The organism is Noviherbaspirillum sp., from assembly GCF_036563305.1.
Taxonomy (GTDB): domain Bacteria; phylum Pseudomonadota; class Gammaproteobacteria; order Burkholderiales; family Burkholderiaceae_D; genus Noviherbaspirillum.
In genome coordinates this window covers 134,352-148,357 of sequence record NZ_DATCMQ010000015.1, presented here as the reverse complement: position 1 = coordinate 148,357, position 14,006 = coordinate 134,352, and the positions used below count along the sequence as shown (strand labels likewise).

General features: G+C 62.1%; 14 protein-coding genes. 7 read left to right on the top strand and 7 right to left on the bottom strand.

The window, feature by feature from the left end; genetic code table 11:
* The first annotated feature begins 9 nt into the window (after positions 1-9).
* Entirely contained in the window at positions 10-297 is a 288-nt protein-coding gene (locus VIM12_RS16010) for a PsiF family protein (RefSeq protein WP_331942672.1), read from the top strand.
* Between the two features lie 82 nt (positions 298-379).
* Here the strand turns inward: VIM12_RS16010 and VIM12_RS16005 are convergent, their stop codons facing one another.
* Positions 380-1,279 carry an alpha/beta hydrolase gene (locus VIM12_RS16005; protein WP_331942671.1) on the bottom strand — a complete coding sequence of 300 codons (900 nt, stop codon included), beginning with the start codon at positions 1,277-1,279 and terminating at the stop codon, positions 380-382.
* Positions 1,280-1,657: 378 nt separating this feature from the next.
* Here VIM12_RS16005 and VIM12_RS16000 point away from each other — a divergent pair, with 378 nt between their 5' ends.
* The 3 genes from VIM12_RS16000 (at position 1,658) to ybaL (ending at position 4,285) form a co-directional block, all read left to right on the top strand.
* Positions 1,658-1,975: a hypothetical protein gene (locus VIM12_RS16000; protein WP_331942670.1), complete on the top strand. Its 318-nt coding sequence runs from the start codon at positions 1,658-1,660 to the stop codon at positions 1,973-1,975.
* Between the two features lie 135 nt (positions 1,976-2,110).
* Positions 2,111-2,548 (top strand): universal stress protein, encoded by a 438-nt coding sequence (locus tag VIM12_RS15995; protein WP_331942669.1) that lies wholly within the window; start codon positions 2,111-2,113, stop codon positions 2,546-2,548.
* A gap of 45 nt (positions 2,549-2,593) precedes the next feature.
* Positions 2,594-4,285: a YbaL family putative K(+) efflux transporter gene (gene ybaL, locus VIM12_RS15990; protein WP_331942668.1), complete on the top strand. Its 1,692-nt coding sequence runs from the start codon at positions 2,594-2,596 to the stop codon at positions 4,283-4,285.
* A gap of 48 nt (positions 4,286-4,333) precedes the next feature.
* Here the strand turns inward: ybaL and VIM12_RS15985 are convergent, their stop codons facing one another.
* Positions 4,334-4,603, bottom strand: a complete 270-nt coding sequence (locus tag VIM12_RS15985; protein WP_331942667.1) for a hypothetical protein — start codon at positions 4,601-4,603, stop codon at positions 4,334-4,336.
* Positions 4,604-4,843: 240 nt separating this feature from the next.
* On the opposite strand from VIM12_RS15985, the gene VIM12_RS15980 reads away from it, so the two are divergent.
* Positions 4,844-5,011, top strand: a complete 168-nt coding sequence (locus tag VIM12_RS15980; protein WP_331942666.1) for a hypothetical protein — start codon at positions 4,844-4,846, stop codon at positions 5,009-5,011.
* Between the two features lie 18 nt (positions 5,012-5,029).
* Here the strand turns inward: VIM12_RS15980 and VIM12_RS15975 are convergent, their stop codons facing one another.
* The 3 genes from VIM12_RS15975 to VIM12_RS15965 form a co-directional block, all read right to left on the bottom strand.
* Positions 5,030-5,707 carry an SOS response-associated peptidase gene (locus tag VIM12_RS15975; RefSeq protein WP_331942665.1) on the bottom strand — a complete coding sequence of 226 codons (678 nt, stop codon included), beginning with the start codon at positions 5,705-5,707 and terminating at the stop codon, positions 5,030-5,032.
* 586 nt (positions 5,708-6,293) lie between these two features.
* Complete coding sequence (gene argE / locus VIM12_RS15970) at positions 6,294-7,481, bottom strand: acetylornithine deacetylase (protein WP_331942664.1); 1,188 nt, start codon at positions 7,479-7,481, stop codon at positions 6,294-6,296.
* A 16-nt stretch (positions 7,482-7,497) separates the two neighbouring features.
* Complete coding sequence (locus VIM12_RS15965; RefSeq protein WP_331942663.1) at positions 7,498-8,721, bottom strand: ABC transporter substrate-binding protein; 1,224 nt, start codon at positions 8,719-8,721, stop codon at positions 7,498-7,500.
* 21 nt (positions 8,722-8,742) lie between these two features.
* On the opposite strand from VIM12_RS15965, the gene VIM12_RS15960 reads away from it, so the two are divergent.
* Together VIM12_RS15960 and VIM12_RS15955 are read left to right on the top strand one after the other, a co-directional pair.
* Positions 8,743-9,636 carry a LysR substrate-binding domain-containing protein gene (locus VIM12_RS15960; protein ID WP_331942662.1) on the top strand — a complete coding sequence of 298 codons (894 nt, stop codon included), beginning with the start codon at positions 8,743-8,745 and terminating at the stop codon, positions 9,634-9,636.
* A 160-nt stretch (positions 9,637-9,796) separates the two neighbouring features.
* A complete protein-coding gene (locus VIM12_RS15955; protein WP_331942661.1) occupies positions 9,797-10,771 on the top strand; it encodes a tripartite tricarboxylate transporter substrate binding protein BugE in 975 nt (324 codons plus the stop codon).
* Positions 10,772-12,024: 1,253 nt separating this feature from the next.
* On the opposite strand, the gene VIM12_RS15950 is transcribed toward VIM12_RS15955, so the two are convergent.
* Entirely contained in the window at positions 12,025-13,080 is a 1,056-nt protein-coding gene (locus VIM12_RS15950; protein WP_331942660.1) for a porin, read from the bottom strand.
* Between the two features lie 348 nt (positions 13,081-13,428).
* Positions 13,429-13,974, bottom strand: a complete 546-nt coding sequence (locus VIM12_RS15945) for a hypothetical protein (RefSeq protein ID WP_331942659.1) — start codon at positions 13,972-13,974, stop codon at positions 13,429-13,431.
* Positions 13,975-14,006 lie beyond the last annotated feature (32 nt).

Here is a 14,006-nt window from a genome sequence, read left to right as displayed (position 1 = left end):
GGAGACCAGATGAAGATTTTCGCCGCCGTCATGATCCTCGCGCTTCCCGCACTGTCGCTGCCGTCATTTGCGGCCACCGAACAGCAGAACCGGATGGGGACCTGCAACAAGGAAGCCGCCGACAGGAAGGGCGACGAGCGCAAGGCATTCATGAAGGAGTGCCTCAGCAAGCCGAAAGTCAGCCCGGCCCGGAAGGCGCAGCAGGACAAGATGAAAAGCTGCAACGCCGATGCCAAGGGCAAGACCGGCGACGAGCGGAAGCAATTCATGAGCGACTGCCTGAAAAAACCCGCGTGACCAGGCCCGGCAGGAGCCAGCTTGCCGCGGCCACCGCGGGTAAGTGGGCACTTCCTACAAAGAGCGCCCGCACCGAAAATAATCACACCGGTGCGTCACCATGCCCGGCAATGAAGCCGCCGGCGAGCCGGATGACTTCTTCCGGCTTGTCGCGGTGGGGAGTATGGCCGCAATCCGGCAGGGCGACGGCTTGCGCCGCAGGCACCAACTCGGGAATCCGCATGATTTGCCGCAGCGTGCCGTACTCGTCGCCCTCTCCCTGCAAGGCCAGCACCGGGCAGCGGATCGACGCGACCTCGCGCTCGATGTTCCAGCCGCGGAAGGCAGGCGCCAGCCAGGCGTCGTTCCATCCCATGAAAACCCGGTCGGGATCCGGGTGGTGCCTGCCGAGCCTGGACCGCAGGTCGCCGCCGAGGTAGGCCGCGCGGGCAGCCGCAATGCCGTCGAGGGTGATTTCCTCGACAAAAAGATGCGGCGCCAGGACGACGATTCCGGCGGTCTCTTCCGCGAACCGCGCCGCATGCAGCAGCGCGATCGAGCCGCCGTCGCTGTGGCCGAACAGCCAGGGGCGCTCCACGCCAAGCCGGTGCAGCAGGGCGGGGAGCGCTTCGTACGCCTCGTCGTGCAGGTAGCTGACGGGCAGCGCGGCGTCCTCCGGACGCGGGGTCGAGCCGCCGTACCCGTACCGTGAAAACACCAGGCCGCGCATGCCGAGGGCGCTGCAAAAGCGCTGGGGGAAGTCCCGCCAGAGGCTGACGGAGCCCAACCCTTCGTGCAGGAAAACGATGATTGGTGCGTCATCCCGGTCATTCCCCACCCATTGATACTCAAGACGTACGGAAAGCGTGCGGAAGCGGATTTCGGCGGTCTCCATCGGTCGGGCGGGGTAGTGGCAGGTCGCCCGATTATGCCGCCCAACCGACATTGCCGTCACCACGGCGGCGCCAGGCGAACGTTCATCCCGGTCGCGGCCAGTCAACATTTGGTAAATCGCCCGTTTTTCGGTGTAATATTCCGCTACAAAAAATCCATGCCGGGATCGAGTAGGAGACAAGGAGCCCGCCGGGGGAAACCGGCGGGCTTTCTATTTCCGGTGATATACAGAAACGGAATATCCGACATCACGACTCTGAAGCGGACACGGCGGTACCGTTTCGCTATAGTCCTCCCTGTCTCCTCCAACTCTCCTAGAATTGGATTCACCCGCAAGCCGCAAGGCCTGCGGGTTTTTTTTGCCCTGGCGGCGGCGGGCCTTCCTGCATAGTCGGGTTAAAATGTTGCCTTCATGCCGGCCGAACGGCGTCCGGAATCTTCCCGGGCCGGATCGGTGCAGAACGTGGCAGCGCCGATATCCTCGCAAATGAAAAACCTCCTCGTTGTCCTCCTGCTGATCGTCTTTGCGGCCCAGGGCATGACTGTCGCGGTCGGCGGCACTGCCTATCGCGAGGCGCAACAGGCAGCTGGCAGCAGGTTGGGCGACAGCGAGGCTATCGTGGCCGGCGGCATTCTCGACCAGGACCAGAACCAGGTCGCCGCCGACATGGAGGAGATGTCGGACTACGTCCCCCTGGCGCTGACGTTCCAGGGCAACGAACCGCGTACCGCGACGCCACGCCCGCACATTCCTTCCCTCGTCTCGATCGACCTTCCGCGCGCGCTGCCGCCGCCAAGAGCCTGACGCTTCCCGGCCTCCGGGAAAACAGACCATGTAGCGCAGGCATGCTGCAATGCCTGTACCCGTCTTACGCGCCCGTGCCGCACCGCCGGATGACGCACGCAACCGCGGGCACTGTCGTCGCCAGGAAGACCGACCATGTTCAATGCCATATTGATGCCGATTGACGGCACGCCCCTTTCCTACAAGCCGCTGGACGCAGCGCTCGCCCTCGCGCGTACGCATCATGCAAGACTGGTGTTCCTCTCGGTTGCCGAGCCCAGGCTTTTCAACGCCTCGGATGCGGAGTCCGCCGGAACCGGAGCGGAAGCCGAGCAGCATCATGTTGCCGAGGCCACGGCCAGTATCGAGAAAGCGGTAGCCGCGGCGCAGGAAGCGCAGGTTCCATGCGAAGCGGCGGTCGGGATGTCGCGCATCCCCTCCGAGGCCATTCTTGCGGCCGCCGAACGCTACCAGTGCGACATCATCGTGATGGCCACCCGCGGAAGACTTGGCGTGCTTGACACTGCTTTCGGAGAGAGCATCACGCAGGAAGTGCTGCGGAAATCGCCGGTACCGGTGCTGGTGTTTCCCTGACCGCGCCGGCCGCGACTATCCGACTTATCAAAGGAGTCCTTATCGATGCATCACAACCTCAACCTGATCACCACCATTGCCGCAGCGTTCGGCCTGGCACTCTGCCTCGGCTTCGCGGCGGCGCGCATGAAGCTCCCGGCACTGGTGGGCTACCTGCTTGCCGGGATCCTGCTTGGACCGTTCACGCCCGGTTACATCGCCGACGTCGAGCTGGCCAACCAGCTTGCGGAGATCGGCGTGATGCTCCTGATGTTTGGCGTGGGTCTGCATTTCTCGCTGGACGACCTGATGGAAGTGCGACGTATCGCGCTGCCGGGCGCAATCCTGCAAATCACGGTCGCCACCCTGCTCGGTCTCGGACTGGCGCTGCTGATGGGTTGGCACTTCGGGGCGGGACTGGTATTCGGCCTGGCTTTGTCGGTGGCCAGCACCGTGGTCCTGTTGCGGGCACTGGAAGAACGCGGCGTGCTCGAGACGGTGAACGGCCGGATTGCGGTGGGCTGGCTGGTGGTGGAAGACCTGGTCATGGTGATCGTCCTGGTCCTGCTCCCCGCCCTGTCCGGGTGGCTGGGCGGCAAGGAGGGGGCCGGCGGCGATTCGCTGTGGTCTACCCTGGCCATCACGCTCGGCGAAGTGGCCCTGTTCATCGGCCTCATGCTGGTTGTCGGGCGCAAGATATTCCCGTGGCTGCTGTGGCAGGTGGCACGCACCAATTCCCGCGAACTGTTCACCCTGTGCGTGATCGCCGCCGCGGTCGGCATTGCCTATGGCTCATCCGAGCTGTTCGGCGTTTCGTTTGCGCTCGGCGCCTTCTTCGCCGGGATGGTGCTGCGGGAGTCCGATCTGAGTCATCGGGCGGCGCAGGAGTCCCTGCCGCTGCGGGACGCGTTTTCAGTCCTGTTCTTCGTGTCCGTCGGCATGCTGTTCGATCCGAAGGTCATCGTCGAGCAGCCCCTGCAGGTGCTGGCGACGGTGCTCATCATCATGGTGGGCAAGTCCGCCGCCGCATTCGTGCTGGTGCTTGCGCTGCGCTACCCTTTGCATACCGCGCTCACGGTGTCGGCCAGCCTCGCCCAGATCGGCGAATTCTCGTTCATCCTGATTGCACTCGGCCTCTCCCTCGGCCTGCTGCCGCCGGAAGCCCAGAGCCTCGTGCTGGCCGGCGCGATCATTTCCATCGCGCTCAATCCGTTCACCTTCAAGCTGGTGGATCCGTTGCAGAACTGGTTGCACGCGCGCGGCGCCGTGCGCAGCAACTATCATCGCCGGCTGGATCCGCTGGCCGAGCTGCCCGCAAGCGTGACGAGCGAGAAAATGACCGGCCAGGTCGTGCTTGTCGGTTACGGCCGGGTCGGGCGCAGGATCGGCGCCGCGTTGGCGAGGCGTGGCGTCAGCTATGTGGTGGTCGAGCAGAACCGCGAGATGGTGCAGAAGCTGCGGCAGGACGGCGTCCCGGCGGTCGCCGGCAACGCGGCCGAACCCGAGGTCCTGATTCAGGCCCACATCGCGCGTGCCGGTGCTCTTGTGATCGCAACCCCCGATACCTTTCATGTGCGGGCGATGATCGAGATCGCGCGTGCGCTGAATCCGGCGATCGATACCGTCGTACGCACGCACAGCGAAGAGGAAGCAAACCTGCTGCGCAAGGAAAACGCCGGAGCCGTTTTCATGGGCGAGCATGAACTTGCCAAGGGCATGAGCAGTTACGTGCTCGAACGGCTGGAACAAAGGAAGTAGCTGCGCCAACCCGGGGCCGCCGCCGGAACCGGGTGGAAGGCGCCAGCATTATCGCCGCTCGGCGCGTGGCCCAGCGTCAGTGCCGGGGCGGAATTCGATCACGTATGCGTGTTCCGCGCCTTCCGGGTTCAGCTCGCCTTCGGCGACAGTCGCATCCAGTTTTTGCAGCTGTGCAAAAAGGCGGTCGCGCTCCTCGCAGAACAGCTCGACCAGGTCATCGACGGAAACATCCGGCCCGATGCGGTGCCTGTGCCGCAGTCTTTCGAGGATGGCGTCAATACGCTCCAATTCCTCGCACAAGCTGGCTTTTTGTCCCATTCTGTCCATCTGCTCGTTCCTGGGTTTCTCGGGGCGACTCCGGGGAGCCCGCCGTCGATGCATGAATCTTGATCCGGGCATCTTGAACTCCGTTGTAATGTATTGAGCCGAGTGTCTCGTCATTCGAAAAGTTCATCCCCGCAGGAAGCCCTTTGCGGCGCATCTGATGCCCGCTTCGGGTGAAACCTTCTCAGGCACCTCAACTCCCATGTACACAATGCGCGGGCGCGAGGGGTACAGATGGAACAAGAGAAAGAGCCCAAGGAAAGAGCGCGGGAATACCTGGAGCGCAGGCAGGCGGAGCGGCGCAAGGATGCGCGTGCGCCGCTGCATGAGGCAGAGCAGATCCGAAAAGAAATAGGCTGGGACCAGGTGGAGCGCCGCCAAGTCCAGCGGCGGCAGCGCTAGCAACGACGGAACCCGCAATCAGAATCCGGGGAGGCCTTCCTGCGTGCGTGCCCGGCCCTGCATCGGCGCTTGCCGGGCCTGCAACAACTCTGCCGGATAGCGGGTAAGAAAACGCGGCACGTCGTCCGTGTCGCAATGCAACCAGTCGTCGTACTGGTCCGGGTGAAGGATGACCAGCATGCGTTTCTCGTCGTCCGGCTTGTGAAAACGCTGCATCAGAGGATGCCCGTCCGCATTCACGGTGAGCATGGAAAAGGACAGAAGGTTCAGTTCGCCGGGGCCGCCTGCCTTGTGTTCCCACAAGCCTGCTATCCCGAGCGGCTCGCCGTTCACATGCGCGATCTCGAAGCGTACCGCCTTGCCCGTCTCGTACGAGGGCTCGTAGAACGCGCTGGCCGGGATGACGCAGAATTGGCGACGCTTCCAGGCGTTGCGAAAACTCGGCTTGCTCGCGGCGGTCTCGCTGCGCGCGTTGTAGGTCTGGCGAGCAAGCCGCGTCTCGGCCCAATGTGGAACCAGACCGAACATGCCGAGCGCGCACGACCGGTCGCCATGAACGGCATTGGCGCTCGGTGGGCGGATCAGCGGCGCCATATAGCCTGGAAAGGATTCCGCCTTGTATTCGGAATCAGGAGCTGCAACGCCGAAAAACCGCTCAAGCTGATTGCGTGTCGAAGGTATGTAGTTCGCGCACATGGACGAATTCTAGCCCCGCCCGGCAAAACCGGCACGAAATGGCGCCAAGTTAACGGGCGGTGTGCCCGGTGCGTCCGGTCTGTCCGGTGACTGGCGGTCCATGGAAGAGCGTTTCCGGCGTATTCCGCGCATCCAGTACATCCATTTCAGCCGCGAGATCCATGACATCCAGTGCATGCAGTGCACCCAGGACGTCGGGTTCACCCGATTCCTCCAGCATACGGTGCGCCGGGTGCACTCGCCGGCTGAACCGCGACGAGCAACCGAACGGATAGGGCCGATCGATTGCGCAAGCTGTATCGCACTCATCGCACTCATCCCTTGCGTTGCTAAAGCAGCCGATAACGAAACGGCGTTGGGAGGGCGCGTCCTGGTGTCCAGCCCAGGGAATGGCTGGGCCGAAGGCACTTGTCGATTGAGTGTGCGACGCCGAGGGGGCTAACGCCGAACGGAGCAGGCGAGGACGTCGGTCGAGGTTTCCTGCACTCCGTGCAGTGCAGCCACCGCCCAGCGATGATAGTGGAAGGAGAATGACGAGGAGCGTAACAGCCGTACAGCCGTGCTGCAGTACGGTTGTTTGCCTGGATCAGATCGATACCGTTGTTCGCGCAAGGCGTCGCATGAACGCTTCGCAAAGCGCCACCTGTTCGAGCGACACGTATTCATCCGGCCGGTGTGCTTGCTCAATGTTTCCGGGTCCGCAAACGACCGTCGGTATTCCGGCGTGCTGGAACAATCCCGCCTCGGTGCCGTACGAGACCGCCCCATCCGGCATCTGTCCACTCAACGTCGATGCCAACTGCACCACAGGGTCATCAGCTTGCATCAGCAGGCCGGGGCTGCTCGATACCTGCTCGAACTGTATCCCCGCCTCGGGAGCCTCTTCCCGCATTGCCGCGCCGAGAAGGTCGGCGTACGACGCAACTTCACGATAGATCCTGCTGGGGTCCGTGCCAGGCAGCGTACGGAATTCGAACATGAACTCGCAGTCGCGGGGTACGACATTCGCAGCGATTCCCCCGCGAACGAGGCCGGTCTGCATCGTTGAATGCGGGACAGTGAACTGGTGGTTCTTCTTCTCCTCGCTTGCCATCCGGTCCGCGATCTGGCGTATGCGTACGATAAGACGCGCAGCATACTCGATGGCATTGACTCCCTGGTTGGTGTAGCTGGAATGCGCCTCCTTGCCGCGCACGCAGCATCGGAACCGGTGCGTACCCTTGTGGGCGACGATGGGCCGCATCGTCGTTGGTTCGCCTACGATGCATCCGCGCGCTTCGATGCCCTGGTCCTTCAGGTCTGCAATCAGGCTGCGTACGCCGATACAGCCCACTTCCTCATCGTAGGACAGTGCGATGTGGACAGGCGCCGCATCACTTCGATCGAGGAACTCCGGTGCCAGCGCGAGGGCGGTGGCGATGTAGCTCTTCATGTCGGCGCTTCCACGGCCGTAGATGCGTCCGTCACGGACCGAGGCGACAAAAGGATCCGAACTCCATGCCTGTCCATCCACTGGCACCGTGTCGGTATGCCCGGAAAGGATAATCCCGCCGCTGCGTCCCTCGCCCAAGGTGGCGAAAAGATTTGCTTTCTTGCCTGTCGAATCATAGGTCAGGCGCGAGTCGACGCCGAGCCCGCGCAGGTAGTCGCGGGTCCATTCAATCAAGCCGAGATTGGAATCGCGCGAAACGGTAGGGAAGGCGATAAGCCGTTCGATCATGCCTATCACCTGGGGAGATGCATTTGCCGCAGTGGCACTCGCTTGGTTCGTCATGGTTATGCTGCACTTTCTATTCAATGAAATGTCCTGCTGGCCCGATTACCGTCACGGTCACAAAGCGCGACCCCTTGTGTCGGCCCGGGCCGTAGTCGATGAAAAAATCGCCGGCATCCCATTCCCGCATGGTCTCAAGCGCCACGACCAGATTTGCACGGGTTGGATTCGGTCCGGCGCGGCGCAAGCCTTCAACCATCACTTTTGCCGCGATGTAACCTTCAAAGCCGACGTAGCTTGGCTCGATTCGTTGCTCGTGCTGTCGTGCGAGCCGGATATCGGCCTGGTATTCCCGGGCCACGCGCGTCTTGCCGTTGAAAGGCGATGGAGCAAGCTGTGTCATCACCACGCCGCGACTCTCGCCACCCAGTTCTGCGACGAGCTGATGCCCGCCGACCAGGCTGCGGGCAAGGTATTGCACCGGCTTTGCCTGCGCGGCCGGATTGAACTGCTTGATGAACGCCACCGCGTCCGAGCCGGACACGCCAAGAACAATGCCGTTGGGGCGGGCGTTTGCCAGCGCAAGAACCGCCTCCGCGGGCTTGCGCGAGTTCAGCTTCATCATCCCGATGCCCGCCGGTTTCATGCCAAAGTCCGCCAGCTTCGCTTCGAATTCTTCCTGCAGAACCTTTCCCGGTGCACTGTCGTACCGAACCAGCGCCACTCTGCGCAGGCCCATCGTGTGTACATGGCGAAGCAGCGTGTCCATTTCGGCGCTGAAGCTCGCGCGGGTCATGAAAAGCATGGCGTTGTGCCGATCGAAGAGTTCGTCGTAGCCGGCATAAGGGGCGACATAGGGAACACCGGCCTCGGTCGCGACAGCAAGTGATGCCTTGACCGCGCTGGAAAACATATGTCCGAAAAGGGCAACGGCCTTGTCCCTGGCGATCAGTTGGCGGGTGTTCTCCTCGGCGCGCTTGGGCTCGTAGGCGTCATCGAGCGTCGTCAGGCGTATCCGGCGGCCGTGTATGCCACCCTGACGATTGATGCGGTCGAAATACAGGAGGGCCCCGTCGCGATAGGACTTGCCGAGTTCGCCGAAGCTGCCGGAAAGAGGCGCTGACTGTCCAAGAACTATCTCGTCCTGCCCCGTGGATGCCTGGCTGTGCCCGGCCATCAGCCATCCGGCGGTCATTATGGATATCAACGTGCTTTTCATGGCACTCATCTCTTTGGTTGACGACTGGCATTGATTCTCGTGCTTGCACTTTTTGGTTACAAACGAAATAATTTCGATCACGCATGCCAATCTGGAATACGAATGCAGCTGCTTCCCCAATCCTTGACGGCGATTCGCGTATTCGACGCAGCGGCGCGGCATTTGTCGTGCTCGCGCGCGGCGGAAGAGCTCTTCCTCACGCAAAGCGCCGTCAGCAAACAGATTCAGTCACTTGAAGAGCATCTGGGGGCGCCGCTGTTCAGCCGCGTGCATCACGGGCTGGAGCTGACCGAAGCAGGTCGGTTGTACTGGGAAGCGGTGAGGCCGGCATTGCTGATGCTTGCGGAAGCCACTGCCAGGGTACGGGTGCTGCAGGCGGATGACAGCACCATCAGCCTCGGCGTTCCTCCGACCCTGGGGCAGAAGTGGCTCATACCGCGGCTGGCCAGGTTCAACGAAACCAATCCGGACATCCTCGTCCAGTTCATGCCGCGCCTGCCGCACGAGTCCCAGTCCAGCGTCCTCACCGCCGAGATCCGCTTTGGCAGGGGAAGCTGGCCGGGCATGGATTCGCACTACCTGCTGGGGCAGGAACTCTATCCCATGTGCAGTCCCGCGCTGCTCAAGCAGAAACCCGTGAGTTGCAACGCCGACCTGCTGCGCCACCGGCTGATGGAGCATATTCAACTCCCGACGGTGTGGGAGCGATGGTTCGACAAGCACGAGGTTGTCGGCTACGACCCGCGGCGCACACAGAAATACGAGCAGTTCACGCTGATGATTCCCGCACTGACGGCAGGCCTCGGCGTGGGCATCATGCCGCGTTTCCTCGTCGAGGAAGAGCTGCGTCGCCGTAAACTTGTGCTCGTGTCGAAGGAAGCCATGAAAAGCGAATACGGCTATTACCTGGTGCATCCAAAAGACCGCAGAAATGGCCGTGCGCTGGCGTGCTTTACCCGCTGGATCCTCGAGGAGGCAGCGGCCACGCCGGCCTGATTTCCTTGCCGGACGGTCGGCTTATCCATTCCGTTTTGGAATCGCATTTGGCGATTATTTCATTTGCTGCACTTCTGGACAGTGTTGATACTCATCACAAAAGTGGGGTTCCGCTTTTCCGGCTGCCGCCGGCAGATAGTTCAATCAAGGAGATCGACAAATGCAGATTCGTTTCCTGCTTCCGACACTGTTCGGTTGCCTGTTAGTGGCCAGTGCAGCCCAGGGCCAGTCCTACCCCGACAAGCCGATCACGCTGATCATTCCATTCCCCCCTGGAGGATCAACCGACATCATCGCGCGTGTCGTCGGAGACCGGCTCGCCAAGGAGCTGGGCAAGCCGGTGGTGATCGAGAACCGCGGCGGTGCCGGAGGGGCGATCGGGGCGGCAGCAATCGCAAAGGCGGAGCCGGATGGCTATACCATCGGCATTTCGACCGTCAGCACCCATGCAGTGAACCCTGCATGCAACCCGAAGATCGGCTATGACCCGATAAAGGACTTTGCACCCATTTCCACACTCGCCCGTTCGCCGAACGTCCTCGCCGTGAATCCCAAGTTCGGTGTCGAGGACTTCAAGCAGTTCATGGACGTAGTGAAGAAAAGCCCGGGCAAGTACGGCTATGCAAGCTCCGGCAATTGCGGGCTGGCGCACATGCTGGGAGAACAGTTCAAGTCCGCGACCGGAACGCACATCCTGCACGTGGCGTACCGCGGTATAGGACCCGCACTCAATGACGTTCTGGGCGGCCAGGTCGAGATGATCTTCGATAACGTGCCTTCATCTCTGCCGCACATCAAGTCGGGAAAGCTGAAGCCGCTCGCCGTTGCTTGGCACAAGCGACTTGAATCGTTGCCGATGGTGCCGACCTTTGGTGAGCTTGGCTTGAACGGGGTGAATGACCCGGCCTGGTACGGCTTGATTGCGCCGGCAAAGACGCCAGACGAAATCATCAAGAAACTTAACGCGGCGGCAGTGAAGGCGCTCGCAGTGCCGGAGGTGCAGGAGCGCATTCGCGGAGGGGGTTCGGAGCCGGTCGGAAGCTCGGCCGCAGAACACGCGAAGGAGATCCAGGCGGAGTTCGAGAAGATGAAGAACATCGTCAAAAAGCAGGGCATCAAGATGGAAGGCGCCTGAGCGCAGCCCAAGGTAAGTGCTAAGACACAAGAAGCCCCGCTCCGTCCAGGACGCGGGGCTTTCTCGTTTAGATGTGGTTGACGTTGAGCGCCACGCATTGGTCCCCTTCTCAATAGACGGCTGCCGTGCACGTTGTAGACTCGATCTCCGAGCGTCCTGCCAATTGCAAGCTGGACGACGATTTCATCGCTATCGTACCGTTGCTGGCGCGCTCTCACTCGTGCTGTCCAATGTAGCGGTTATGAGGGCGCGCGGTCTTGACTGCCGGCCCTTTGCGCGGCGAGGCCAGCACCGTATCGAATTGCATCCGGCATCCGGCATCCGGCATCCGGCATTCGCCATTCGCCATTCGCCATTCGCCATTCGCCATCCGGCATCCGACATCCGACATCCGACATCCGACATCCGACATCTGACATCCGACATCTGACATCCGGCACACGGCACACGGCACACGGTACACGGCAACCCGAATTCCGCAGTGCGCATTGCGGATGCGATACTCTCAAAGCGTCTGACGCGTCGTCTCGCATTCTGCGTCCTGCATCTCCATGTATTGCGGCAAGCCGCGAGCATTTGCAACGCATGACAGTGTTCGACGATGATCGCCTTCTACAGCTGGCCAGTGATGCCCATCTAGATTGCCGGTTGCATATTGGCCTCTGACGCCGAACTCAGTGCGTATCTGCCCATTCTGCTCGCCTGCAAAGGAAGCCGGGTATTGCTGCAGAAGGGTAGTGGGTTTGCGAAGAGATCAAAGTGCGCGGCATGCCACTTCCGCCTGCATCGCGCAATGCCATACGATGCGCATTTGCATGGTTCGATTTCGGAGGCGAAGTTGCATGAGCCGACCCCACAAGATTCGACGCTAAATGATTCGAAGTGACGTGACTCGAAGCGACGTGACTCGAAGAGCCGAAATTCGGATCACGTGTTCGACGCGACGGCCCATGCAATGACGGGATTCGCACAATGATGGGATCCGCGCAATGACGGGATCCGCGGCTTGCTCGAGCAGCACATGCAGAATCAACACATCTTGGATTGGTGCCGCCAGAGACCTCCGACCGCAGACGCGAGACGGTTGGCATCATGGTGAAAACGAGGTTCGGTGGCGCTGACCCACTACATAAGGCAGGCCTGCAGAAGTCGAGCGGTTGCAGAAAAAAAGCCCGCTCAGAGAGCGGGCTGAAGCCAATCCTTGGGGATCCTTGGATTGGAGGAGACAAGCGTGGATTCTGCGGATACGGCCTTTAGAAGCGATGCCGGACGCCGGCGACGATACCAGTCTGGTTCTCGCCTGCAATGATCGAACTTCCAAAGCCGTTGAGGCCGAGGTTCGAACCCGATTTGTTGCGTGCATGAGCGACCGTCAGGTAGAGGTCGGTGCGTTTTGACAGGGAGTAGTCGGCGGAAAGCACGAGGCTGGTCGGGTCCGCGCTGCTGTCGCGGCGATCGGTGTGATAGACCGCGCCGGTCAGTTTGAGCGCAGGACTCAGATCGTATGCAAGGCCTGCCCAGTAGAGGTTCGAGCGCACCGACGGAGCGCCTGCTGCGACGATTTCGTCCTTGAGCCAGCGATAGCCGACAAAGCCTTTCAGCGCGCCCATCGCATAGCTGCCCGCCAGCGCCATCCGCCTTGCACTCTGGCCTGCGGTTGCCACGGTGTTCCCCTGGTACTGGTCGTAGGCGAACGTCGCACCAAAGGGGCCGCTGGCGTAGGCGACGCCGCCGCCAACGTTGCGCGAGACCTTCGTGCTGCCCGGGACTTCGCCGTCGAGGTTGCGGCCGAAGCTGTAGAAGGCGGTTGCCGTCAGCGGACCGAAGGCGCCCGTGTACTTGATCGTGTTGTCGGGGCGACCGGCAAAGGCGGCGTCATGGGTAAGTGCCGAGTAGCGTGACGAGAACCCCATCGGGTCGTACTTGATGACGAGGTCGTAGAGGGCGTTCTGCTGATGGCCGAGCGTGATTGCACCCAGTCCGCCCTGTACACCCACAAAGGCATGGCGGCCGAACAGGCGACCACCCTGGCTAAGCATGCCGGTGTCAAGATCGAAGCCGGACTCCAGCTGGAAGACGGCCTTCATGCCGCCGCCGAGATCCTCTGTGCCGCGGAAGCCGAAGCGCGACCCGGAAAGGTTGCCGGACGCCATGCGGAACACGTTCTCGTTGCTTGTGCCAACCCGGGCCGCGTTGGTCAGGAATTCCACGCCGACGTCGGCGATGCCGTAGATGGTGACATTGGTCTGCGCATTTGCCAGCCCTGCTGCGACCAGGCCCGCGCCAGCCAAGAGGAGTTTGGTTTTCATTGTTGGGTCCCTAACTAGTTTTTCAGAGTGTGGAAGCTGCAAGTAGGCGGCTTTCGCCGCTTGTTCAACGCGTGCCCGCATGACGGTCGTGGTTGCTGCTCATCACGCCCAAGCCCGGTGACCGGAGTATCAAGCGACGGGTTTGCGAGCGGCAAATGATTAATATTCCGCTGCCTATTCCAAGCAGGAATAAGGAAAGGTTGTGCGCAGGAGGGGAGCCGGCCGCAAATGGTCGGCGGAAGATCGCTACGGTTTCCGTAACAAGGAACAGGGCGAGCGGGATACTTCCGGCATGATCCGGAAGGCGCAGTGCGGCCGGAAGAAGCGGCGGGAGCGCCGCCGCGCGTGCTAGCGCCGGATCATGACGCCGGCCGGCGCCGGCTGCGGGGAGGGAGCCGGCGAAGGCAGCGTCTGTGCAGGTAACGTCGATTGCGGCAGGCCCACAGCACTGCCGGTGCCGCTTGCCGTATCGCTAGGCGCTTGTTGTGTCGGAACAACTGAGGATTGCTGGGCAGGCGGCAGGGTGATTTCGCGATACTCGCGGAGTATCCCTCCGCCTTCAACGCTGCCGCTGCTGACGCCTTCTCCGCGCGCTCGCCGTAGGCACGCGTCGCGGTCTGCTGCCGGCAGGGCATTGCAGCGTTGCGTGGCATTCGCTTCGTAGCTGCCGGCCGTCGCAAGCTCCCCCTTGCGCGCCGCAGCGCGCGCGGCAGCGGCCTCCCGCAGGCAGCTGCCGCGCTCGGAAGCGGGAAGGTGCCGGCAGGCATCGCGTTCATCCTGGTAAGCCTGGCCGACAGCAGGGCCCGGATTGGCCAGGAAGGCAGTCCCGGCGACGAGCGTCGCGGCGATCATGCAGGCGCGCGCAGGTGTCCGGGTGCAGGCAAGTTTGCGCATATCGGTCTCCTTGTTGTCGGGTTGCCGTATTG